The organism is Streptomyces sp. NPDC048269 (genome assembly GCF_040652395.1).
Taxonomy (GTDB): Bacteria; Actinomycetota; Actinomycetes; order Streptomycetales; family Streptomycetaceae; genus Streptomyces.
The window spans coordinates 107,349-130,573 of the sequence record NZ_JBEZLW010000009.1; the positions used below are offsets into that span (position 1 = coordinate 107,349).

Sequence of the window (23,225 nt, forward strand, 5' to 3'; positions counted from 1 at the left end):
CAACAGGAGGTTGCCATGAGGATCATCTGGTTTCGTGTGCGGACGGCGCTGCGAGGTCGTGGGAGAGACGCGGGGATGTCCACCTCGGAATACGCCATGGGCACGATCGCGGCCTGTGCGTTCGCGGCTGTTCTGTACAAGGTCGTGACGAGCGAAGTGGTCGCCACGGCCCTTCAGTCGACCATCGGCAAGGCACTCGATGTGCCGTTCTGAGAGAAATCCCGGATCAATCCGGGGACTGGGCGACCGGGGGTATGTGACGGCGGAGGCCGCCCTGGTGATCCCGGCGCTGGTGCTGTTCGCGGCGCTGCTGGTGTGGGCGCTGATGGCGGCGGCGGCGCAGATCCGGTGCGTGGACGCTGCCCGGGCCGGCGCCCGGGCGGCGGCCCGGTCGGAGCCCGCCGAGGTGGCGGTGGCGGCGGCCCGGTCGGCCGCGCCCTCGGGAGCACGGGTGGAACTGGAGCGGGAGGGGGACCTGTGGCGGGTGCGGGTCGCCGCCCCCGCGCCGGGCCCGGACGGAGTGTCGGTGCGGCTCGGGGCGCAGGCGGTGGCCCTGGCGGAGGACAGCGTGGGGCCGCCGCCGTGAGCCGGGACCGGGGTTCGGCGACGGTGTGGGCGGCGCTGGTGGCCACGGTGCTGGGGGCGGTCTTCGGCGGCGTGCTTCTGCTCGGACAGGCGGTCGTGGCCCGGCACCGGGCGGCGGCGGCCGCGGACCTGGCGTCGCTCGCAGCTGCGGCGACCTGGGCCCACGGACCGGAGGCTGCCTGCGCCGCGGCGCACCGGGTCGCCCGCGCCCAGCGCGCGGCCGTGGGTACGTGCACGCTCCAGGGCGAGGTGGCCGTGGTGACGGCCCGCCCCGCAACGGGCCCTTTCGCCCCGACGATCACCGCCCGGGCGGGTCCTCCCGGCGAGGTCCCCGGGCCCAGCGGTCCCGGGGCGGGACCGGCTACCGCGGGGGAGTCGTCTGGGGGGCTTGGGGGGCCTCGGAGAGGAGGCGGGTGAGGAGGCGGATGGCGCCGCGCTTGTGGAGGGGGTCGTTGCCGTTGCCGCACTTGGGGGACTGGATGCAGGACGGGCAGCCGGCCTCGCACTCGCAGGCCGCGATCGCGTCCCGGGTCGCCGTCAGCCAGGCGCGGGCCGTGTGGAAGGCCCGCTCCGCGAATCCGGCACCGCCCGGGTGGCCGTCGTAGACGAAGACCGTCGGAAGGAGGGTGTCGGGATGCAGCGGCACGGAGACGCCGCCGATGTCCCAGCGGTCGCAGGTGGCGAACAGCGGGAGCAGGCCGATGGAGGCGTGCTCGGCGGCGTGCAGGGCGCCGCCGAGGATCTCCGGGTTGATCCGGGCCTCGTCGAGCTGGTCCTCGGTGACCGTCCACCACACGGCCCGGGTGCGCAGGGTGCGGGGCGGCAGGTCCAGCTTGGCCTCGCCCAGCACCTCGCCGGTGATCAATTTGCGCCGCAGATAGGAGACGACCTGGTTGGTGACCTCGACCGAGCCGTAACAGAGCCGGGCCGCGCCCCACGGGATCTCGGAATCGGTCTCCAGGACGGAGATGGAGGTGGTGTCACGGGCGGTGGTGGAGAAGGGCGGGTCCGCCTCCTCGACGAGGGCCACCGCGTCCTCCAGGTCCAGGTGCTTCACGAGATACGTGCGGCCCTGGTGGAGGTGGACGGCCCCGTCGTGGACGGCGGTGTGGGCGGCCGACTCGTCGACCGTGCCCAGCAGCCGGCCGGTCGAGGCCTCGACGATCTGCACCGGACGGCCGCCGCCGCCCCGGATGTCGGTCAGGTCCGAGGCCCTCTCCCGGCGGGTCCAGTGCCAGGCCGTGGCCCGCCGCCGGAGCAGCTTCGCCGCCTCCAGCTGGGGGACGAGCTCGCGGGTGGCCGGGCCGAAGAGTTCCAGGTCGGCGTCGGTCAGCGGCAGCTCCGCGGCCGCGGCGCACAGGTGGGGGGCCAGGACGTACGGGTTGTCCGGATCAAGGACGGTGGCCTCCACCGGCTGCCGGAACAGCGCCTCGGGGTGGTGGACGAGGTAGGTGTCGAGCGGGTCGTCGCGGGCGATCAGCACGGCCAGGGCGCCCTGGCCCGAGCGCCCGGCCCGGCCCGCCTGCTGCCACAGGGAGGCCCGGGTGCCCGGGTAGCCGGTGATCAGGACGGCGTCCAGGCCCGAGACGTCCACGCCCAGCTCCAGGGCGGTCGTGGCGGCCAGACCCAGCAGCTCGCCGGAGTGCAGGGCCCGCTCCAGGGCCCGGCGCTCCTCGGGGAGGTATCCGCCGCGGTAGGCGGCCACCCGCCGCACCAGTGAGCGGTCCACTTCCGCGAGCCGCTCCTGGGTGATCACGGAGATCAGCTCGGCGCCGCGCCGGGAGCGGACGAAGGCCACCGTACGGACTCCCTGCAGGACGAGGTCCGTCAGCAGGTCGGCGGTCTCGGCCGTGGCCGTACGGCGGACGGGTGCGCCCTTCTCGCCCCGCAGCTCGGTGAGGAGCGGTGGCTCCCAGAGGGCGAAGACCACCTCGCCGCGCGGGGAGGCGTCGTCGGTGATCTCGACCACGCGGACCCCGGTCAGCCGGGACGCCGCCGTCGCCGGGTCGCTGGCGGTGGCGGAGGCCAGCAGGAAGACCGGGTCGGAGCCGTAGCGGGCGCACAGCCGCCGCAGCCGGCGCAGTACCTGGGCCACGTGGGAGCCGAAGACCCCGCGGTACGTGTGGCACTCGTCGATCACGACGTAGCGCAGGGTCCGCAGGAAGGAGGACCAGCGAGGGTGGGCCGGGAGGATGCCGCGGTGCAGCATGTCGGGGTTGGTGAGGACGTAGTTGGCGTACTGACGCACCCATTCGCGTTCTTCTACGGGCGTGTCGCCGTCGTACACGGCGGGCCGGACCGCGTTGCCCAGCGGGGCGGCCAGTTCCCGTACGGCGCGGCGCTGGTCGGCCGCCAGGGCCTTGGTGGGGGCCAGGTACAGCGCGGTCGCGCCCCTGCCGTTCGGGGCCTCGGCGCCGTCCGCCAGGGCGGAGAGCACGGGCGCCAGGTAGGCCAGCGACTTGCCCGAGGCGGTGCCGGTGGCGACGACGACCGACACGCCGTCCATGGCGTGCTCGGCGGCCGCGGCCTGGTGTTCCCACGGATGGCCGATCCCGGCTGCCTGGATCGCGGCTACGACATCCGTTCGGATGCGGTCGGGCCAGACTGCATGACGGCCCTCCCGAGGGGGCAAGTGCTCCGTATGGGTGATGCGCGCAGCCCGGGAAGGCCCCCGAGACAGCCGGTCCAGGACCGTGCCGGGGGTGGGTCGAGAGTCCGCGGGTGGCGTGGGCCGACCAGGGCGGTGAGTATTGGCCATTGGAACCGAGTGTGTCACTGGCGTGCGGGACAATGGTCCCAAGGCGTCGTGCGCGCCTGCCGGTAAGTGATTGAATGCCATCGCGGCAGCCAATCCCTCACTACCTTCGGGTGGGGAGGCCCCTGGGGGGCGCCGCTCGATAGCAAGGTGCTGGAGGATCCGTGGACCTGTCCCTGTCGACTCGCACTGTCGGCGACCGTACGGTCGTAGAGGTCGGTGGCGAGATTGATGTGTATACCGCGCCCAAGCTGCGCGAGCAGTTGGTCGAGTTGGTGAACGACGGCAGCTACCACCTGGTTGTCGACATGGAGCGAGTGGACTTCCTCGACTCCACCGGGCTTGGTGTGCTCGTGGGAGGCCTCAAGCGCGTCCGCGCGCACGAGGGTTCGCTGCGTCTGGTCTGCAACCAGGAGCGCATCCTGAAGATCTTCCGCATTACCGGTCTCACCAAGGTGTTCCCGATCCACACCACGGTGGAAGACGCCGTCAACGCCACCGACTGACGGCTCCGTAAGGCGAGGAGCCGAAGACGAGAGCGGGGGTACCGGGCCACGGTTGGCCCGGCCCCCCGTCAAGGCACGCCCGTAGTCCGAGGGGGACGCGCATGGCCACCGTTGAACTGCGCTTCAGCGCCCAGCCCGAACACGTCCGGACGGCCCGCCTGGTCGCGGCCGCCGTGGCGCGCCGGGCCGGTGTGGAGGAAGCCGTCCTCGACGAGGTCCGCCTCGCCGTGGGTGAGGCCTGCTCGCGTGCCGTCGGACTGCATCGCAGCAACGGACTGACCGCGCCCGTCCGGGTCGTCCTGATCGAGGAGGAGAAGGTCTTCTCCATCGAGGTCGGCGACGAGGTTCCCGGACCGGGCGGCGGCCCGGCCGATGCCGTGTCCGGCATCGACGCCGTCCTGGACCCCGACATCGAGGGGGAGGACGAGATGGGCCTCGCCGTGATCAGCGGGCTCGTCGACGACGTCGAGGTGAGCAGTGGGGAATCGGGCGGGACCATCCGGATGAGCTGGCCCGTCGCGGGAGCCGCCGAGGTGCCGTAGATCCACAGCGCCGCGCATTCCTTCGTATCTTCGGATCTTAATCAGGGCCCTGCTGAGCAGGGCCTTTTTCATTTACCTAGATCAGTGACCGATCGTCAATGCTTTTGCCCCATTACCGCTTTCGAGGGTAATGGAGTGACGCGATCTATTGCTGAGGAGCAGGAGCACGCCAATTCCGTTTCCGGCGCACTGTTTTGATCAGGGCGCGCTCCCTACAATCCGTCCACATCTTGAGCTCATCACGTCAAGGAGGACGAATGACGGGGCTCTTCACCCCTATCGCGCCGGATCGCACCTCTGATCTGGCAGCCGCAGTACTCACCGATGACAACCGGCTCATCGTGATCGTCATCGCGGCCGTGGCACTGGCCGCACTCGTCGTCGCGCAGATCCTGGTCCGCCAGGTCCTCGCCGCCGACGAGGGAACCGACAGCATGAAGAAGATCGCCGCAGCCGTCCAGGAAGGCGCCAACGCCTACCTGGGCCGCCAACTGCGCACCCTCGGCGTCTTCGCCGTCGTGGTCTTCTTCCTGCTCTTCCTGCTGCCCGCCGACACCTGGTCCCAGCGGGCGGGACGTTCCGCCTTCTTCCTCGTGGGCGCCCTCTTCTCGGCGGCCACCGGCTACATCGGCATGCGCCTCGCGGTCCGCGCCAACGTCCGCGTCGCCGCCGCCGCGAGAGAGGCCACCCCCGCCGAGGGCGAGCCCGCCAAGGATCTGACCGAGGTCTCCCACAAGGCGATGAAGATCGCTTTCCGTACGGGCGGCGTGGTCGGCATGTTCACCGTCGGCCTCGGCCTCCTCGGCGCCTCCTGCGTCGTCCTGGTCTACGCGGCCGACGCGCCGAAGGTCCTGGAGGGCTTCGGCCTCGGTGCCGCGCTGATCGCGATGTTCATGCGTGTCGGCGGCGGCATCTTCACCAAGGCCGCCGACGTCGGCGCCGACCTGGTCGGCAAGGTCGAGCAGGGCATTCCGGAGGACGACCCGCGCAATGCCGCGACCATCGCCGACAACGTGGGCGACAACGTCGGAGACTGCGCCGGGATGGCTGCCGACCTCTTCGAGTCCTACGCCGTCACCCTGGTGGCCGCGCTCATCCTCGGCAAGGCCGCCTTCGGCGACCTCGGCCTGGCCTTCCCGCTGATCGTGCCCGCCATCGGCGTCATCACCGCCATGATCGGCATCTTCGCGGTCTCCCCGCGCCGCAGCGACCGCAGCGGCATGACGGCGATCAACCGCGGCTTCTTCATCTCCGCCGTGATCTCCCTCGTGCTGGTCGGGATCGCCGTCTACGCCTACCTGCCGGCCACCTACAAGGAGCTCGTCGGCGTCGAGAACGCCGCGATCACCAGCCACTCCGGAGACCCGCGCATCCTGGCGGTCGTCGCCGTCGCGATCGGCATCGTGCTCGCGGCTCTGATCCAGCAGCTGACCGGCTACTTCACCGAGACCAACCGCCGTCCCGTCCGGGACATCGGCAAGTCCTCCCTCACGGGCGCGGCCACCGTCGTCCTCGCCGGCATCTCCGTCGGCCTGGAGTCCGCCGTCTACACGGCGCTGCTCATCGCCCTCGGCGTCTACGGGGCGTTCCTGCTCGGCGGCACGTCGATCATGCTCGCGCTCTTCGCGGTGGCCCTGGCCGGCACCGGCCTGCTCACCACCGTCGGTGTCATCGTCGCCATGGACACCTTCGGGCCCGTCTCCGACAACGCCCAGGGCATCGCCGAGATGTCGGGCGACGTCGAGGGCGCCGGGGCGCAGGTCCTGACCGACCTGGACGCGGTGGGCAACACCACCAAGGCCATCACCAAGGGCATCGCCATCGCCACGGCCGTGCTCGCCGCGGCCGCGCTCTTCGGCTCGTACAACGACGCGATCGCCACGGCGGTCAAGGATGTCGGGGCCAAGGCCGGTGAGATGAACCTCAGCCTGGACATCGCGCAGCCCAACAACCTGGTCGGGCTGATCCTCGGCGCGGCCGTGGTGTTCCTGTTCTCCGGCCTCGCCATCAACGCGGTCTCCCGCTCCGCGGGCGCCGTGGTCTACGAGGTGCGCCGTCAGTTCCGCGAGCACCCCGGGATCATGGACTACTCCGAGAAGCCCGAGTACGGGCGCGTCGTGGACATCTGCACCAAGGACGCGCTGCGCGAGCTCGCCACGCCCGGTCTGCTCGCCGTCCTCACCCCGATCGCCGTGGGCTTCTCCCTCGGTGTCGGCGCGCTGGGTTCGTTCCTCGCGGGCGCCATCGGCACGGGCACGCTGATGGCGGTCTTCCTCGCCAACTCCGGCGGTGCGTGGGACAACGCGAAGAAGCTCGTCGAGGACGGCCACCACGGCGGCAAGGGCAGTGAGGCCCACGCCGCGGTCGTCATCGGGGACACGGTCGGCGACCCGTTCAAGGACACGGCCGGTCCTGCGATCAACCCGCTGCTGAAGGTGATGAACCTGGTGGCGCTGCTGATCGCCCCGGCCGTCGTGCAGTTCAGCTTCGGCGCGGACACCAGCCCGGCGGTACGTGCGGTCGTCGCGGTCCTCGCGATCGGCGTCATCATCGGCGCGGTGTACGTCTCCAAGCGCCGCGGCATCGCCGTCGGCGACGAGAGCGACGGCGGAGCCGCTGAGCGGGTGGCCCAGTCGGCCGACCCGGCGACGGTCTCCTGACCGCAGCTCACAGAGCGGTACGGGCAGAGCCGGGCAGGGTCGGCCGTACGCCCGAACGGCGGACAGGCGGCGTGGACTGACGCGCCGTCTGTCCGCCTTTGTGCGTCCCCGGATGGCAGCCGTGTATCTTCCGGGCCGAGAGCCTTCGAAGGGACCAATCCGGTGAACAAGAAGCTTGCGGCCGCATTGTCGGGCGGTGCGGTGCTGATGCTCGTCCTGTCCGGCTGCGGCGGGGACGACAGCGACGAGAAGGCCAACGCCTGGGCCAAGAAGGTCTGCGACCAGTGGCAGCCCGAACTCACGAAGATCGAGGCGGCCAACGCCGACATCAAGCGCGTGGCGACGGAGAGCAGCAAGCCGGAGGAGGTCCAGAAGACCGACTCGGCGGCATTCGGAACCATGTCCGAGTCGTACAAGACCATGGGGGCCGCCCTCCAGGGGGCGGGAGTTCCGCCGGTCAAGGACGGCCAGGCGACCCTCGACGCGGCGGTCAAGGGCTTCAACGAGACCTCCAGCGGCTACGCCGCCCTGAAGACCAAGATGGACGCCCTGGACCCCAAGGACCAGACGAAGTTCGCCGACGGCCTGAAGGAAGTGGCCGGCGGACTCCAGGAGGCGACGAAGGGCGGCAAGGACGCACTCGCCCAGCTCAACGCGGGCGGTCTGGACAAGGCCATCAACAGCCAGAAGGGCTGCCAGGTGGCGTCTCCGTCGCCGTCGATCAAGTAGCGCGGGCGGACGACGCGCTGAGCCGACACCCGCCGACCAGGGCGGCCGGGTCCCGTGAGGGGCTGTGGCCGCCCTGTCGCACGTCCAGGCCTGGCGCAGCAGCCTGTCGCACGTCCAGGCCTGGCGCAGCAGCCTGTCGCACGTGCGGCCCTGGCGCACCAGCCCTGTCGCGCGTCCGGCCCTGGCGCACGTCCCGCCCGCCGGTCCCGGCAGGCGGCCCACGCCGCCGTCCGCGCGCCGCACGGATTGTCGGCCCCAACCGCCACAATGGTGGGGTGAGTACCACCAGCCTTCCCTCGTCCGACCACGCCGCCGAGATCCGTGCCGCCCTGCTCGCCGCCGGTTTCACCGCCGACGGCCTGCTCGACCTGCTCGGTGCCCCCGCCTACGCCGCGCTGGCCCGCAGCGAGACGGTGCCCGCCCTGCGCGCCACCCGCGGGGGTGGTGACGGCCCGCTCGCGGCCCTGGTGCGGCTGTTCCTGCTTCAGCAGCCCGTTGCGTACGAGCACGCCGCGGCCGCCCTGCCCGCCGAGGCGGCCCTGGCCGACGGCTGGCTGCGGCGGGAGGATGCCGCCGACGGCGAGGACACCGTGCGCGCCACCGTCGACGTGCGCCCGTACGGAGGCCCGGACGGCGAGGACTGGTTCATCGTGTCCGACCTCGGCTGCGCCGTCGGCGGGGCCGGCGGTATCGGCGGCCAGGGACGTCAGGCAGATACCGCCGTGGTCCTCGGGGTCGGCGGTGCTTCCACCACCCTGGCCGGGATCACCGTCCGGACCCCGGTGGGCTCCGCCCTCGACCTCGGGGCCGGATCGGGCCTCCAGGCGCTGCACGCGGCCCAGCACGCCACGCGGGTCACGGCCACCGACGTCAACCCCCGGGCCCTGGAGTTCACCCGGTTGACGCTGGCGCTGTCCGGCGCGCCGGAGGCCGAGCTGCTCGCCGGGTCGCTCTTCGAGCCGGTCGGGGACGCCACGTACGACCTGATCGTGTCGAACCCGCCGTTCGTCATCTCCCCCGGCGCCCGCCTCACGTACCGCGACGGCGGCATGGGCGGCGACGACCTGTGCCGGACGCTGGTCCAGGAGGCCGGCGCGCACCTCAACCCCGGCGGGTACGCGCAGTTCCTCGGCAACTGGCAGCACGTGGAGGGCGAGGACTGGCACGACCGGGTCCGCTCCTGGGTGCCGCGCGGCTGCGACGCGTGGATCGTGCAGCGTGACGTGCAGGACGTGACGCAGTACGCGGAGCTGTGGCTGCGCGACGCGGGCGACCACCGCACCGACCCCGCCGAGTACGCGCGGCGGTACGAGGACTGGCTGGACGAGTTCGAGGCCCGCAAGACGAAGTCCGTCGGCTTCGGGTGGATCACCTTGCGCCGGTCGGACGCGGCCGAGCCCTCGATCGTGGTCGAGGAGTGGCCGCACTCGGTGGAGCAGCCGCTCGGCGAGACCGTCCTGGCCCACTTCGCCCGCCAGGACTACCTGCGCCGGCACGATGACGCCTCCCTGCTGGAGGGCTATTTCGTCCTGGCCGGCGAGGTGGTGCAGGAGCAGGTCGGCGCCCCCGGGGCGGAAGACCCCGAGCACGTGGTGCTCCGGCAGAACCGCGGGATGCGGCGCGCCACCAAGGTCGACACGGTCGGTGCCGGCTTCGCCGGAGTGTGTGACGGCTCACTGACCGCGGGCCGGATCCTGGACGCCATCGCGCAACTGGTGCAGGAGGATCCGGTTGTCCTGCGGGACCGGACCCCGGAGGCCATCAGGATGCTGGTCGAGCAAGGTTTCCTGGAGCCCGTGACGGGCCCCGCGCGGTAGTCGGCACCGGGATGTAACCCGGGGTTCGCCCGCCGTACCCGAATGGCTGGAAGGCTCCTGTCCAGCGGGATCCGGGGGGATCCCGGGAGCGGCCCAGGGGTAAGGGGAGCGGCATGGGAAAGGGTCCGGCGATCTTCGCGGCGACCGTGTTCCTGCTGTTCGGGGCCGCTCTGCTGGCCTGGACTGGGGCGCGCGCCCTGCACCGCGCGCCGGTGGCTGAGGGCGTGCGCCCCGTCGTGGCCGTCCCGCTGGCGCTGCTCGCCGGCGGGACGTCCCTGGCCCTCGGGGTGTGGTGCCTCGCACACCTCTGACGCGGGGCTCCGGCCGGCCCGGATCCGGCCATGAGAGCCGACGTGGGACAGGGCGTGGAAGCGGGTGCGGGAGCGGGGCCAGACGGCCCTCCGGCCACCCCGCCCGGTGATCGGGAAGGGCTCGGCGCGGCATCCGGGCGGCAGAAACGGCACTTGTCGGGTTACCGTTCGAGTGGCCGTTGCGGGCTTGTGCCGTTTGACACGGGGGCGGGTTGTACCGTCACACTCCGCAGCGTCGCCGTACTGCGACCGAGTGCCGACCGGAGAGAAGAGCCAAGTTGTCCCCGACTAGCGAGACCGCAAAGGGCGGCCGCCGACTCGTCATCGTCGAGTCCCCTGCCAAGGCGAAGACGATCAAGGGCTACCTCGGCCCGGGGTACGTCGTCGAGGCGAGCGTCGGGCACATTCGCGACCTCCCGAACGGTGCCGCGGAGGTCCCCGACAAGTACACGGGCGAGGTCCGCCGCCTCGGCGTGGACGTCGAGCATGACTTCCAGCCGATCTACGTCGTCAACGCCGATAAGAAGTCGCAGGTCAGGAAGCTCAAGGAGCTGCTGGCCGAGTCCGACGAACTCTTCCTCGCCACCGATGAGGACCGCGAGGGCGAAGCCATCGCGTGGCACCTGCAGGAAGTCCTCAAGCCCAAGGTCCCCGTCCACCGGATGGTCTTCCACGAGATCACCAAGGACGCGATCCGCGACGCCGTCGCCAACCCGCGCGAGCTCAACCAGCGCATGGTCGACGCCCAGGAGACCCGCCGCATCCTCGACCGCCTCTACGGCTACGAGGTCTCGCCGGTCCTGTGGAAGAAGGTCATGCCGCGGCTGTCGGCCGGGCGCGTCCAGTCGGTGGCCACCCGCCTCGTCGTCGAGCGGGAGCGCGAGCGCATCGCTTTCCGGTCCGCCGAGTACTGGGACCTGACCGGGACCTTCTCCACCGGCCGCGCCGGTGACGCCTCCGACCCGTCCACGCTGGTCGCCCGCCTGAACACGGTGGACGGCAGGCGCGTGGCGCAGGGCCGCGACTTCGGCTCGAACGGGCAGCTCAAGAGCGAGGTCCTGCACCTCGACGAGGCGAACGCCCGGGCGCTGGCCGCCGCGCTGGAGGGTGCCTCGTTCGCCGTCCGCTCGGTCGAGTCCAAGCCGTACCGCCGCTCCCCGTACGCCCCGTTCCGTACGACGACGCTCCAGCAGGAGGCCTCGCGCAAGCTGGGCTTCGGCGCGAAGGCGACCATGCAGGTGGCGCAGAAGCTGTACGAGAACGGCTTCATCACCTACATGCGTACGGACTCCACCACGCTCTCCGACACCGCGGTGTCGGCGGCGCGGGCGCAGGTCACGCAGCTCTACGGGGCCGACTACCTGCCGGAGAAGCCGCGCGTCTACGCCGGCAAGGTCAAGAACGCGCAGGAGGCGCACGAGGCGATCCGTCCCTCGGGTGATCGTTTCCGCACTCCGGCCGAGACCGGCCTGTCCGGCGACCAGTTCCGCCTCTACGAGCTGATCTGGAAGCGGACCGTCGCCTCCCAGATGAAGGACGCGGTCGGCAACTCGGTGACCGTGAAGATCGGCGGCCGGGCTTCGGACGGGCGCGACGCCGAGTTCACCGCCTCCGGCAAGACCATCACCTTCCACGGGTTCATGAAGGCGTACGTCGAGGGCGCGGACGACCCGAACGCCGAGCTCGACGACCGCGAGAAGCGCCTTCCGCAGGTCGCGGAGGGCGACGCGCTCGCCGCCGAGGAGATCACGGCGGACGGCCACTCGACCAAGCCGCCGGCCCGCTACACCGAGGCCTCCCTGGTCAAGGAGCTCGAAGAGCGCGAGATCGGCCGCCCGTCGACGTACGCGTCGATCATCGGCACGATCCTCGACCGTGGCTACGTCTTCAAGAAGGGCACGGCGCTCGTGCCGTCCTTCCTGTCGTTCGCCGTGGTCAACCTGCTGGAGACGCACTTCGGCCGGCTCGTCGACTACGACTTCACCGCGAAGATGGAGGACGACCTCGACCGCATCGCGCGGGGCGAGGCCCAGTCCGTGCCGTGGCTGAAGCGGTTCTACTTCGGCGCGGAGGACGCCTCCGAGGTCGTACCGGCCGACGGTGACGTCCTCGGCGGCCTGAAGGAGCTGGTCACGGACCTGGGTGCGATCGACGCCCGGGAGATCTCCTCCTTCCCGGTCGGCGAAGGCATCGTGCTGCGGGTCGGCCGTTACGGGCCGTACGTGGAGCGGGGCGAGAAGGACGCGGAGGGCCACCAGCGGGCCGACGTACCGGACGACATGGCTCCGGACGAGCTGACGGTCGAGTACGCCGAGGAGCTGTTCGCCAAGCCGAGCGGTGAGTTCGCGCTCGGCAAGGACCCGGTCAGCGGGAACGAGATCGTCGCGAAGGACGGCCGCTACGGGCCGTACGTGACGGAGATCCTGCCCGAGGGCACGCCCAAGACGGGCAAGAACGCGGTCAAGCCGCGGACGGCCTCGCTCTTCAAGTCGATGAGCCTGGACACGGTCACGCTGGACGACGCGCTGAAGCTGATGTCGCTGCCGCGCGTGGTCGGCGTGGACGCGGAGGGCGTGGAGATCACGGCCCAGAACGGCCGCTACGGCCCGTACCTGAAGAAGGGCACGGACTCGCGGTCGCTGGAGACCGAGGACCAGCTGTTCTCGATCACGCTGGACGAGGCGCTGGCCATCTACGCGCAGCCGAAGCAGCGGGGCCGGGCGGCGGCCAAGCCGCCGCTGAAGGAGCTGGGCACCGACCCGGTCAGCGAGAAGCCGGTGGTGGTCAAGGACGGCCGCTTCGGGCCGTACGTGACGGACGGCGAGACGAACGCGACGCTGCGGCGGGACGACGACGTCGAGACGATCACGCCGGAGCGGGGCTACGAACTGCTCGCCGAGAAGCGGGCGAAGGGCCCGGCCAAGAAGGTGGCGAAGAAGGCCCCTGCCAAGAAGGCCCCGGCGAAGAAGGCGACGGCGACGAAGACCGCCGCCGCCGCGAAGAAGACGACTGCGGCAAAGAAGACGACGGCGGCCAAGAAGACCACCGCGTCGGCCTCGGCGGCGAAAAAGACGACGGCGAAGAAGACGGTGACGAAGAAGATCGCCACCGCCCCGACGGACGAGTAACCGCTGCGGCTGCGGGTCTCCCGCTCTGCCTGCCACGGGCCCCTGTGCGACAGCACGGGGGCCCGTGGCGTTCCCGGCGGGCGGCGGTCCGGGTGCGGTGCTGCACGGGTGGGGGCGCGCCGCCGCTCCCGGGGGCCCGCCCCGGACCCCCGCGCCTCGCACGCCGGCGGGGCTTGTGGGCTCGGGCCCCCGGGGCGCCGAACCCCGGGCCACGACTCCGGACCCCCGGGCCTCCGAGCCTCCGGACTCCGGGCCCCGGGCCCCCGGGCGCCGGCCTCCGGGCGGGAACCCGGGCCACGGCTCCGGACCCCCTGACGCCGGGCCTCCGGGCTCCGGGTCACCGGGCTCGGGCCTCTGGCCTCCGGCCCCGGGCCACGGCGTCGGGCTTCGGGCCACCGGGCTCGGGCCCCGGGCGCCGGTCTCCGGGCGGGGTCGGGCGGGCGGAGGCAGGTGGTCAGGGGAGGGTGCTCGGGGGGTCGGAGGCGGAGCCTGCGGGAGTGGGGGCGGGGTCACAGCGGAGCTTGTCCACAGGCCTCCGCAACCGCTTGGCGCAGCGGATAGGCTGGGCGGATGACGCGAGCCGAGCAGCCAACGGTCGTGACCGCCCCCGCGAACCCCACCTACGACGAAGCCCTAGCCGCGGATTCCCGCGAGCGTGCGGTGCGCGCACTGCTGCGCACCCCAAGGCTGCGCCGGCTGTGGAGCGCCCAGCTGGTGAGCGGCATCGGTGATGCCCTCGCCCTGCTGGTGCTGGTGCTGCTGGCCTTGCAGGCGGCCGTCGCCGAAGGAGCCTTCGGCGGCGGCTACCGCGGTGCGGCCCTCGCCGTCGCCGCCGTCTTCGGGGTACGGATCCTCGCCACCCTGCTCTTCGGCGCGGTCCTGCTGGGTCCGCTGGCCGGGCTCGTCGCCCCCGGCGGCAAGCTCGACCGCCGCTGGACGATGATCGGCGCCGACGGGGTCCGCCTCGGGCTGTTCGTCGTCGCCCCGCTGTGGCTCGACTGGATCCCGGCCCACGCGCTCACCGCGCTGCTGGCCACCGTCTTCGTCGCCGGCGCCGCCGAGCGGCTGTGGACCCTGGCCAAGGAGAGCGCCGCTCCCGCTCTGCTGCCCGCGCCGCCGCCGGAGGGGGCGACCGTACGGCCGCTCCCGGACCACCTGGACGCCCTGCGGCGGCTGACCCTGCGTACGGCCTTCGCGGCGCTCCCGGTCGCCGCGGCCGCGCTGCTCGCCGCCACCCTGGTCGGCAAGGCCCTCGGCCTCGGCGTGGACTGGTTCGCCGAGAACCAGGCCGCCCTCGGCTCGTACGTGGCCTCCGGCCTGTTCGCGGCGTCCGTATCGCTGCTGCTGCCGTTGGTGCTGCCCGGGGCGACGACCCCGCGCCCCCGCTCGCCGCTGGAGGGCCTGCGCGCCCCCAAGGCGGGCGACCGGCCCGACAAGGGCCGTACCGGCGCCGTCCCGCTCCTCGTCCTGGCATGCGCCGCGGTCGCCGGAGCGGTGTCCAGCGCCGCCGCCGTGGCCGTACTGCACGCCTTGGACCTGGGCGGCGGCCCGGCCGGCTTCGCACTGTTCGTCCTCGCGCTGGTCGGAGGCACCGCCGCCGGCATCCGCGCCACCCAGGCGGGCAAGGTGCTGCCCGCCCTGTCGCGGCGCCGCCTGCTGGCCCTCGCCATAGCGGTGGCCGGGCTCGCACTGCTGCTGGCCGGACTCGTCCCGGACACGGCGACCGTGCTGTTCCTGCAGCTGCTCGCCGGTACCGCCGCGGGTGTCGCGGCCAACACCGGCCACACCCTGCTGGACCAGGAGACCGAGGAGTTCCGCCGGGCGCGGGTCACCGAGCACCTCCAGGCGGTCGTACGGGTGGCCGTGGCCCTCGGGGCGGTCCTCGCCCCGGTCCTGGCCGCGGTGATCGGCCCGCACCGGCTGACCGGCGCCGAGGTCGTCTTCGCGCACGGCGGCGCCGCCTTCACCCTGATGCTGGTCGGCGCCCTGCTGCTGCCGGTCGCCGCCGTGGTCCTCGCCAAGCTCGACGACCGCAGCGGCGTACCGCTGCGGCGCGACCTGCGCGAGGCGCTGCGCGGCGGGGAGCCGGTCCAGGCCGCGTCCGCCACCGGATTCTTCATCGCCCTGGAGGGCGGCGACGGAGCCGGCAAGTCCACCCAGGTGGAGGCGCTGGCCGACTGGATACGGGGCAAGGGACACGAGGTCGTCGTGACGCGTGAGCCGGGGGCCACCCCGGTCGGCAAGCGGCTCCGCTCGATCCTGCTCGACATCTCCTCCGCGGGGCTGTCGAACCGTGCCGAGGCACTGCTGTACGCCGCCGACCGCGCGGAGCACGTGGACACGGTGGTGCGCCCGGCCCTGGAGCGCGGCGCGGTCGTCGTCTCGGACCGCTACATCGACTCCTCGGTCGCCTACCAGGGCGCCGGCCGCGACCTCTCCCCGACGGAGATCGCCCGGATCTCGCGCTGGGCCACTGACGGACTCGTCCCCCACCTGACCGTGCTCCTCGACGTGTCGCCGGAGGCGGCGCGGGAGCGGTTCACGGAGGCCCCGGACCGGCTGGAGTCGGAGCCGGCGGAGTTCCACCAGCGGGTGCGGTCCGGGTTCCTGACGCTGGCCGCGTCCGACCCGGGGCGCTACCTGGTGGTCGACGCGGGCCAGGACCCGGACTCGGTGACCACCGTCGTACGGCACCGCCTGGACCGGATGCTGCCGCTCTCCGAGGCCGAGGTGGCGGCCCAGGCGGAGGCCCGGCGCCTCGCCGAGGAGGAGGCCCGGCGCCTCGCCGAGGAGGAGGCCCGGCGCAGGGCGGAGGAAGAGGCGGCGCGCAAGGCGGAGGAAGCCCGCCTGAAGGCCGAGGAAGAGGCCCGGCTGGCCCGGGAGGCCGAGGCGGCCAGGATCAAGGCCGAGGCGGAAGCCGCCCGCAAGGCGGAAGAGGCCCGGCTGCGGGCCGAGGAGGACGCCCGGGCGCGGGCCGAGGCGGAGCGGCTGCGGGCCGAGGCCGAGGCGAAGGCGCGCGCGGCGGAGGAGGAGCGGCTGCGCAGGCAGGCCGAGGAGGAGGCCCGGCTGCGGGCCGAGGCCGAGGAGCGGCGGCTGGAGAAGCAGCGGCGGGCCGAGGAGGCCCTGCTGAAGGCCGAGGAGGCGCGCCGGGTGGCGGCGGCCGAGGCGGCCGAGGCAGCGGCGAAGGTGGCGGCCGCCGCGGCGGCCGCGGAAGCCGCGTCGGCGCTGGGAGCGCCTTCGGCTCCGGCCCCTTCCGCCCCTTCGGAGCGGGATTCGGACGGTCCGCATCCGGACGACGCCGTGACGGTCGAGACGCCGGCGCTCAGCCGGGTCGTCCAGCCGGACGACATCACTCAGACCGTTCCGGTGCCCAAGGCCGATCTGTCGAAGCCGCCGGTTCGTCCCAGTGACGAGACGGCCGTACTGCCGCCCGTACGCCCCGATGCAGGCCCGGCGGCCCCGCAGGCGGGCACCGGCTCGGCCGGCCAGGCCCGGTCCGCTTCGCGGCCCACGGCCCGGCGCCCCGAGGAGAACCCGGCTGACCGGGTTCCGCCGGGCATCTTCCGGGACGGCGGCAATGACCGGACGCGTGAGCTCCCGGCCCTCGGTGACGAGGGCCGCCCGCGCCGCCCGCGTCCGGACTGGGCCGAGGAGACCCCGCTGGACGACCTGCCGACGCTGGCGGACGAACTGCTGGGCCGCCGCCGGGACGACGAGTACGGCGACGGCGACGACGACGAGCGGGGACCGCGCCGCCGCGGCTGACCGCTGCGCGACCGGGCCGGGTCGGGTCGGGCCCGGCGGACCGGCTGGACCGGGCTGGACCGGACTGTCAGTGGCGCACGCCACAATGGGTGCACGGAGAGTGAAAGGTGGTGGGCGGGATGCCCGTATGGGACGACCTGGTGGGACAGGAGCGGGTCCAGACGCAGCTGGCCGCCGCCGCCCGTGATGCCGACGCCCTGGTTACCGCGGTCTCGGACGGTACGCCGCCGCCCGCCGCCAACAAGATGACCCACGCCTGGCTGTTCACCGGGCCGCCCGGTTCCGGGCGGTCCACCGCGGCCCGTGCCTTCGCGGCCGCCCTGCAGTGCACCAGCCCCGACCGGGCCCTTGGTGGCCAGCCGGGCTGCGGGTTCTGCGAGGGCTGCCACACCACCGTGATCGGCACGCACGCCGATGTGGAGATCGTCCGCACCGATCTGCTGTCCATCGGCGTGAAGGAAACCCGCGACCTGGTCCGCCGGGCGCAGCTCTCCCCGGCCGTCGGCCGCTGGCAGATCATCGTCCTGGAGGACGCCGACCGGCTCACCGAGGGCGCGGGCAATGTGCTCCTCAAGGCCGTGGAGGAGCCCGCTCCGCGGACGGTGTGGCTGCTGTGTGCGCCCTCGCTGGAGGACGTTCTGCCCACGATCCGCTCCCGGTGCCGGCACCTGACGCTGCGCACCCCGCCGGTCGACGCCGTCGCCGACGTGCTGGTCCGGCGCGACGGCATCGAGCCCGCCGCCGCGGCGGCCGCCGCCCGCGCGACCCAGGGGCACATCGGCCGGGCCCGCAGGCTCGCCACGGACGAGGCCGCCCGTTCCCGCCGGGCCGCCGTGCTCAGGCTCCCGCTCCGGGTCGACGACGTGGGCGGCTGCCTCAAGGCCGCGCAGGAACTGGTCGACGCCGCCGCCGAGGACGCCAAGCAGGTCGCGGAGGAGGTCGACACGAAGGAGACCGAGGAGCTGCGGGCCGCGCTCGGCGCCGGAGCGGGCGCGGGCAGCCGGATGCCGCGTGGCACGGCGGGCGTGATGAAGGAGCTGGAGGACCGGCAGAAGCGCCGTCGTACCCGCACCCAGCGCGACAGCCTCGACCTGGCCCTGACCGACCTCACCGGCTTCTACCGGGACGTGCTGGCCCTGCAGCTCGGCTCGTCCGTGGCCATCGCCAACGAGGAGATACGGCCGGACCTCGACCGCATCGCCCGCGCCTCCGGTCCCGAGCGGACCCTGCGCCGGATCGAGGCGATCATCGCCTGCCGGGACGCCCTGGACCGCAACGTGGCCCCGCTCCTCGCGGTCGAGGCGATGACGATGTCGCTGCGCGCGGGCTGACCGCCGGTCTGCCGGGTCCGCCCGGGCCCCTGCTCCGGCTTCCTGCTCGGGCACCGGCTCGGGCACCTGCTCGGGCACCTGCTCGGGCAAGGGCTCGGGCACCTGCTCCGGCTTCCTGCTCCAACCGCCTGCCTGACCCCTCCTGGGTCGGGGCTGGGCACCGGACCGGCGCGCCCGGTCCACGTCCGGTTGACCGGCTCACCCGTACGGGCGGACCGGCCGTCGGGGGCGGTACGCGTCCGGCCCGTGCCCTGCCCGGCGCGGGCCCCGGAAGACGCGCGGTCGTCCGGTGCACGAGCCCGTCCTGGCTCCGGCCTGCAGGACGTAGGCTCCGAGGATGGACACCAGTCGCCTGCTGCGTACCACCGGGACCGTGATCGCAGCCGCCGGGCTGCTGCTCTCCGGATGCACGTCGGGCGGGTCGGGGGGACCCCGGGCCGTCGCGTCCTCCGAGGAGGGATCCGCTGCGCCGTCCGCCCAGCCGACTTCCGATCCGGCGGCCATGCGCCCGTACTACGAGCAGAAGCTCACTTGGCGCGACTGCGGAGTGCCCGGGTTCCAGTGCTCCACCATGAAGGCTCCGCTCGACTACGCGAACGCCGGCTCCGGCCAGGACGTCGACATCGCGGTGGCCCGCCGGCCCGCCACCGGCCCGGGCAAGCGGCTGGGCTCCCTGGTGGTCAACCCGGGCGGCCCGGGCGGCTCCGGCATCGGGTACCTGCAGTCGTACGCGGGCGTCGGCTATCCCGCGCCCGTCCGCGCCCGGTACGACATGGTCTCCTTCGACCCGCGCGGGGTGGACCGCAGCAGCCCCGTCGAGTGCCTGACCGGACCGGCGATGGACAAGTACACACAGGTGGACCAGACGCCGGACGACGCGGCCGAGCGTGCCCGGCTGGTGGCGGCCTTCAAGGAGTTCGCCGCCGGCTGCCAGGCGCGCTCGCAGAAGATCCTGCCGCACGTCTCGACCGTCGACGCGGCCCGCGACATGGACCTGCTGCGCGCGGTGCTCGGCGACGAGAAGCTGGCGTACGTCGGGGCCTCGTACGGCACCTTCCTCGGGGCGACGTACGCGGAACTCTTCCCGTCCCGGGTCGGCCGGCTGGTCCTGGACGGCGCGATGGATCCCAGCCGCCCGGCGGTGGACCTGAACCGGGACCAGACCGCGGGCTTCGAGACGGCGTTCACCGCCTTCGCCAAGGACTGCGCGAAGCAGCCCGGCTGTCCGCTCGGCAAGGGCAGCCCGGACGCGGTGGCGGGGCGCCTCAAGGACTTCCTCCGCAAGGTCGACGCCCAGCCCGTTCCGACCGGGGAGGCGGGCCGCCCTCTGGGCGAGGCCCTCGCGACGATGGGGGTGATCGAGGCGATGTACGACGAGGGCGCCTGGCCGCAGCTGCGCGAGGCGCTCGGCGCCGCCATGGACGGCGACGGGGAGTCCTTGCTGGCACTCGCCGACAGCTACTACCAGCGCGAGTCGGACGGCAAGTACGCCAATCTGATGTTCGCGAACGCCGCCGTCAACTGTCTGGACCAGCCCCCGGCCTTCACCGGCCCGGATGCGGTCGCTTCCGCCCTGCCGTCCTTCGAGAAGGCGTCCCCGGTCTTCGGAGAGGGCTTTGCCTGGGCGTCGCTGAACTGCACGTACTGGCCGGTGAAGGCCACGGGCACGGCGAAGCCGCTGACCGCGAAGGGCGCCGCGCCGATCCTGGTGGTCGGCACCACGCGCGACCCGGCGACCCCGTACAAGTGGGCCCAGGCCCTCGCGGCCCAGCTCGACTCGGGCACGCTCCTCACGTACGACGGCGACGGGCACACGGCGTACGGGCGCGGCAGCGACTGCGTCGACACGGCGATCAACCAGTATCTGCTGGAGGGCAAGGTCCCGGCGGACGGCAAGAAGTGCTGAGCCGGCGGGGTGGGCTCCGGTCGGTTTGCTGAGTCAGAAGAACGCCTGGCCGGAGGGCGCGGCTCCGTCGGGAGCCGCGCCCTTCGCGTGTGCCTCGTCTCCTCCTGGGCTGCCGCCCGGGTCAGACCGCGAGCTTGGCCGTGGAGCTGCCCGTGGGGCTCTGCACGAGGGGCTTCTGCCTCTCGGCGCACTGCTCGGGAGTGTCGATTCCGAGGCAGAGGACCGATCCCTGCGGAACCTTGACGCTGTTGTCGCCCTTCGGCAGCGGCTTGCCGTCGACGCACAGCCCCGGGAGCGCCTTCGGGTCGTTGCAGTAGCTCTCCGGAACCACACCGGTGTCGGAGTCCTGCGGCTCGGTACGGTCCTCGACCTCGCCGGAGCCCTCCTCGCGGGAGCTGTCCTCGTCCTTGTTCCGGTCCTCCTCGTGCCTCTCCTTGCCCTTGCGGTCCTTGTGGTGGTCGCTGCCCCGGTCGGCCGGGAGGGCGGTGGCCGTGTGCGGGGTGGCCGGGGCGGCGAATGCTCCAGTGGGCAGCAGGACCCCTCCTACTGCCAGCGAGGTCGAGGCGGTGAGCAGCGCGAGACGCAGGGTGCGGGAGGTGCGAGGCATGGACAGATCTCTTTCCTGTGGGGGTGAGAAGAGGTTCGCGGGTTCTGCCTGAACCCATGACTCAAGTAAGCCCGAGAGGTCGAATCGGGTCATGCCGCGATATCTCGGGACTTGACGGATGTCGGGGGCCTTGGTACTTGCGGGGTGGCGACCTGCCGTGTCGTCGCCGACGACCGCGATGCCGAGGGAGACGTACGCGGTGGGGGTCAGGGGTGCTGTCGAAGGCATACCGCGCCCGAGCGGCGGGTCGTGCAGTCGCAGAGCCGGCGCCGGGCGATCCGGGCGAGCAGCCCGACCCGGCGGCGAGGATCTCCCACCCCGCACAACCGGTTCGGGGCACCCGCCGACACCCTGTAGACTAGGCGCCGCTGCTGATGAGCACACCTCTTCGGGGGAATACTTGTCTGACCAGCGGTGCCGCCTTAGCTCAGTTGGCCAGAGCAACGCACTCGTAATGCGTAGGTCTCGGGTTCGAATCCCGAAGGCGGCTCTGTAGAACCCCCAGGACTCACTCGCCGTGACCTGGGGGTTTTGCTATTTTCCGGATCTTGCGGCGGCGCCGGGCGCGGCCGCTCGGTGCTCTCGGTCTCCGTTCCGGTCTCAGAGCCCCGCCGGGGCCATTCGGTGGATCTTCGCTGCGGCGGCCCGCCCCACCCGCCGACGGCGCACGTCGGGTCACCATCGGCCCACTTGCCGGTCACCGTCGGAGGAGCAACAGCGTGCTGCGCACGGGAAGACGGCGGGCCGATTCGGATGTGCAGCGGGCCTCGTTCTCATCGGGATGCTGCTGGCAGCGCTGCCGGCAGCGGCGATCAACGGGCTGATCTGGACGACGCTTCCTTCACTGCCGACTGCCCACGCCTATCTGGCGGCGGCGCCCGCCCCGTGCCCGCGCGGGCAGTCGGGCACCTGTGTCTACGCCGTGGGCGGCATTGCGAACGGCGCCACCACGGAGGCAGCGGTGTCCTACAACCGGATCACCAACGCCTGGTCTCGAAGGCCTCGTTGCGGTCGAGGCCCTCGACCGACCGAATGCCTCCCACCGGGCGGCCCGGCTCCGTCCCCGAGGGGCAGCCCCTGCCCGCAGGGTGACAGGGCGTCAGGGATGGATGGCGGACGTTGCTTGCCGGGGCCGTGACCGACCCCGGTCCAGCTTGCTTCAGGAGCCCTTCAGGTGCCTCATCAGCCGCTCGAAGACGCTCCACCCCGAGAGGTCCGACGGGTCCCCCGGCAGCGGGTAGTAATAGGCCGGGCGGGCCTTCGGCCCCAGCCGCAACGGCTGTTCGGCCAGCGGCGTGCGCCGGGCCCGGTCGTCCGGCATGCGCCGGACCTCCTCCGCGCCCAGCACGAAGGCCAGCGGCACCCCCGGCCCCTCGAAGCGCGGCGGCACCAGCAGATCGCGGCGGGCTTTGCGGAGCTGTACGAGCATCGACTGGAGGTGGTGGCGGGTGGCGAGCGCCTCCGCGGTCCGGTGCAGGGCGTCCAGCGGCGGTTCCTCGTCGGCGCCGTAGCCGAACGCCAGCGTCACGTCCTCCTCGACGCCCGCCTTCGTACGGCTGATCCGCACCGTGGCGAGGCCCGGCCGCTCGGGGCTGCCCACCACCACGAACCACGTCGGCTCGGGGGCCCGCGCGAACGCCACGTCGGTCAGCCGGCCCGGTGACCAGGGCAGGTTGGCCGGTTCGGCCGTCCCCCACCCCGCGGGGGGCGCACCGGTCAGCTCGCGCCACACCGTCTCCAGGGCCCCGCCGAGGACCAGCTGGTCGTCCGCGGGGTGGATGGTGCGGAAGGTGAGGGCCAGCTGCCGCTCGGCCGTGTTCGCCACCTCCTTGTACGAGGCGGCGACCGGGGTCCGCGGGTCGTCCTCGGTGGCGTCCGGCGGCACCACCGTGGCGAACATGCCCTCCTGCCAGCGCAGCACCGCGCCCGAGAGGCCGTCGTAGTAGCCCTCCCGCGCGTCCTGCACGACCCACCGTGACGGCCAGTCCGGCATGTTCGCCAGCACCGCCGGGGACAGCGTCGTCCCGGGTGGCGTGACGACCTGCAGGCCCCGTTCGGAGGCCGCGGCGGCCCGGAAGGCGTCGGAGAGCCAGGCCGTCATGGCGACGACGGGGCGGTCCATGATGACGACGGCGACGTTGCCGGTCAGCACGTCGACGGCGGGCTGCGCCGCCGCGGGCGTCGGCGCCACGCTGATCCCGTCGGTCTCGACCACCGCCAGCGACCGCGCGCCCTCCGGCGGCCAGGCGGTTCCCCCGGACAGGGAAGCGAGCCGGGCCGCGAAGGTGCCCGCGAGGCGCTCGGCCTCGGGGACACCGGTGGTGGCGCGGGCCTCGGTCCACCAGAAGGGGACCCGGGGCGGGGTGGCCCCGAGCAGCCGCTCGGCCTCTCCCTCGACCTGGACCAGCAGGGGCGCCTCGACGGAGACGAGCGGTCGGCCCTGCTCGTCGCAGAGCTGTACGACCGCGCCCTCGCCCCCCGTGTCCACCAGCTTGTCGGGGCCGCCGGAGAGCAGACCCGCGACCACGCTCCAGGGGTCGGGCATCCGCGGCGTGAGGGCTATGACGTCCTTGGTCATGGGAG

At 72.9% G+C, this 23,225-nt stretch carries 16 protein-coding genes and 1 tRNA gene; 14 read left to right on the top strand and 3 right to left on the bottom strand.

Translation table 11 applies throughout. The features are described from left to right. Positions 1 to 15 precede the first annotated feature (15 nt). From AB0D48_RS13120 to AB0D48_RS13130, 3 genes are read left to right on the top strand one after another with little or no spacing between them, the layout of a single operon-like run. On the top strand, positions 16 to 213 hold the full coding sequence (locus AB0D48_RS13120) for a DUF4244 domain-containing protein (protein WP_362394632.1): 198 nt from the start codon (positions 16 to 18) through the stop codon (positions 211 to 213). Next, complete coding sequence (locus tag AB0D48_RS13125) at positions 200 to 586, top strand: TadE family type IV pilus minor pilin (protein ID WP_362394635.1); 387 nt, start codon at positions 200 to 202, stop codon at positions 584 to 586. Before AB0D48_RS13120 ends, AB0D48_RS13125 begins: the two co-directional genes overlap by 14 nt. Then, positions 583 to 1,002 carry an Rv3654c family TadE-like protein gene (locus AB0D48_RS13130; protein ID WP_362394637.1) on the top strand — a complete coding sequence of 140 codons (420 nt, stop codon included), beginning with the start codon at positions 583 to 585 and terminating at the stop codon, positions 1,000 to 1,002. The genes AB0D48_RS13125 and AB0D48_RS13130 overlap by 4 nt, the downstream gene beginning before the upstream one ends. Here the strand turns inward: AB0D48_RS13130 and AB0D48_RS13135 are convergent. Next, positions 947 to 3,424: a DEAD/DEAH box helicase gene (locus AB0D48_RS13135; protein ID WP_362394640.1), complete on the bottom strand. Its 2,478-nt coding sequence runs from the start codon at positions 3,422 to 3,424 to the stop codon at positions 947 to 949. The genes AB0D48_RS13130 and AB0D48_RS13135 overlap by 56 nt on opposite strands. An 80-nt stretch (positions 3,425 to 3,504) precedes the next feature. Between AB0D48_RS13135 and bldG the strand changes: the two genes are divergently transcribed. From bldG to AB0D48_RS13185, 10 genes are all read left to right on the top strand, one after another. Then, positions 3,505 to 3,846 carry an anti-sigma factor antagonist BldG gene (bldG, locus tag AB0D48_RS13140; protein ID WP_008743037.1) on the top strand — a complete coding sequence of 114 codons (342 nt, stop codon included), beginning with the start codon at positions 3,505 to 3,507 and terminating at the stop codon, positions 3,844 to 3,846. 101 nt (positions 3,847 to 3,947) lie between these two features. Beyond that, positions 3,948 to 4,388 carry an ATP-binding protein gene (locus AB0D48_RS13145; protein ID WP_362394643.1) on the top strand — a complete coding sequence of 147 codons (441 nt, stop codon included), beginning with the start codon at positions 3,948 to 3,950 and terminating at the stop codon, positions 4,386 to 4,388. 257 nt (positions 4,389 to 4,645) lie between these two features. Further along, positions 4,646 to 7,048 (top strand): sodium-translocating pyrophosphatase, encoded by a 2,403-nt coding sequence (locus AB0D48_RS13150; RefSeq protein ID WP_362394646.1) that lies wholly within the window; start codon positions 4,646 to 4,648, stop codon positions 7,046 to 7,048. A gap of 162 nt (positions 7,049 to 7,210) precedes the next feature. After that, positions 7,211 to 7,777 carry a small secreted protein gene (locus tag AB0D48_RS13155; RefSeq protein ID WP_362394649.1) on the top strand — a complete coding sequence of 189 codons (567 nt, stop codon included), beginning with the start codon at positions 7,211 to 7,213 and terminating at the stop codon, positions 7,775 to 7,777. Positions 7,778 to 8,052: 275 nt separating this feature from the next. Further along, complete coding sequence (locus AB0D48_RS13160) at positions 8,053 to 9,594, top strand: methyltransferase (RefSeq protein WP_362394652.1); 1,542 nt, start codon at positions 8,053 to 8,055, stop codon at positions 9,592 to 9,594. 113 nt (positions 9,595 to 9,707) lie between these two features. Next, positions 9,708 to 9,905 (top strand): hypothetical protein, encoded by a 198-nt coding sequence (locus AB0D48_RS13165; RefSeq protein ID WP_362394654.1) that lies wholly within the window; start codon positions 9,708 to 9,710, stop codon positions 9,903 to 9,905. A gap of 278 nt (positions 9,906 to 10,183) precedes the next feature. Continuing rightward, positions 10,184 to 13,033 carry a type I DNA topoisomerase gene (topA, locus tag AB0D48_RS13170; protein ID WP_362394657.1) on the top strand — a complete coding sequence of 950 codons (2,850 nt, stop codon included), beginning with the start codon at positions 10,184 to 10,186 and terminating at the stop codon, positions 13,031 to 13,033. Positions 13,034 to 13,603: 570 nt separating this feature from the next. Then, entirely contained in the window at positions 13,604 to 16,798 is a 3,195-nt protein-coding gene (gene tmk, locus AB0D48_RS13175) for a dTMP kinase (protein ID WP_362394660.1), read from the top strand. Between the two features lie 119 nt (positions 16,799 to 16,917). Next, positions 16,918 to 18,129, top strand: a complete 1,212-nt coding sequence (locus AB0D48_RS13180; protein ID WP_362394662.1) for a DNA polymerase III subunit delta' — start codon at positions 16,918 to 16,920, stop codon at positions 18,127 to 18,129. Between the two features lie 337 nt (positions 18,130 to 18,466). Then, positions 18,467 to 20,035: an alpha/beta hydrolase gene (locus tag AB0D48_RS13185; RefSeq protein ID WP_362394665.1), complete on the top strand. Its 1,569-nt coding sequence runs from the start codon at positions 18,467 to 18,469 to the stop codon at positions 20,033 to 20,035. A 121-nt stretch (positions 20,036 to 20,156) separates the two neighbouring features. Here AB0D48_RS13185 and AB0D48_RS13190 read toward each other — a convergent pair whose 3' ends face one another. Beyond that, on the bottom strand, positions 20,157 to 20,642 hold the full coding sequence (locus AB0D48_RS13190) for a hypothetical protein (protein WP_362394668.1): 486 nt from the start codon (positions 20,640 to 20,642) through the stop codon (positions 20,157 to 20,159). A gap of 416 nt (positions 20,643 to 21,058) precedes the next feature. Between AB0D48_RS13190 and AB0D48_RS13195 the strand changes: the two genes are divergently transcribed. After that, positions 21,059 to 21,132: transfer RNA gene (locus tag AB0D48_RS13195), tRNA-Thr, on the top strand. Positions 21,133 to 21,801: 669 nt separating this feature from the next. On the opposite strand, the gene AB0D48_RS13200 is transcribed toward AB0D48_RS13195, so the two are convergent. Next, positions 21,802 to 23,220 (bottom strand): DUF6177 family protein, encoded by a 1,419-nt coding sequence (locus AB0D48_RS13200; protein WP_362394671.1) that lies wholly within the window; start codon positions 23,218 to 23,220, stop codon positions 21,802 to 21,804. Positions 23,221 to 23,225 lie beyond the last annotated feature (5 nt).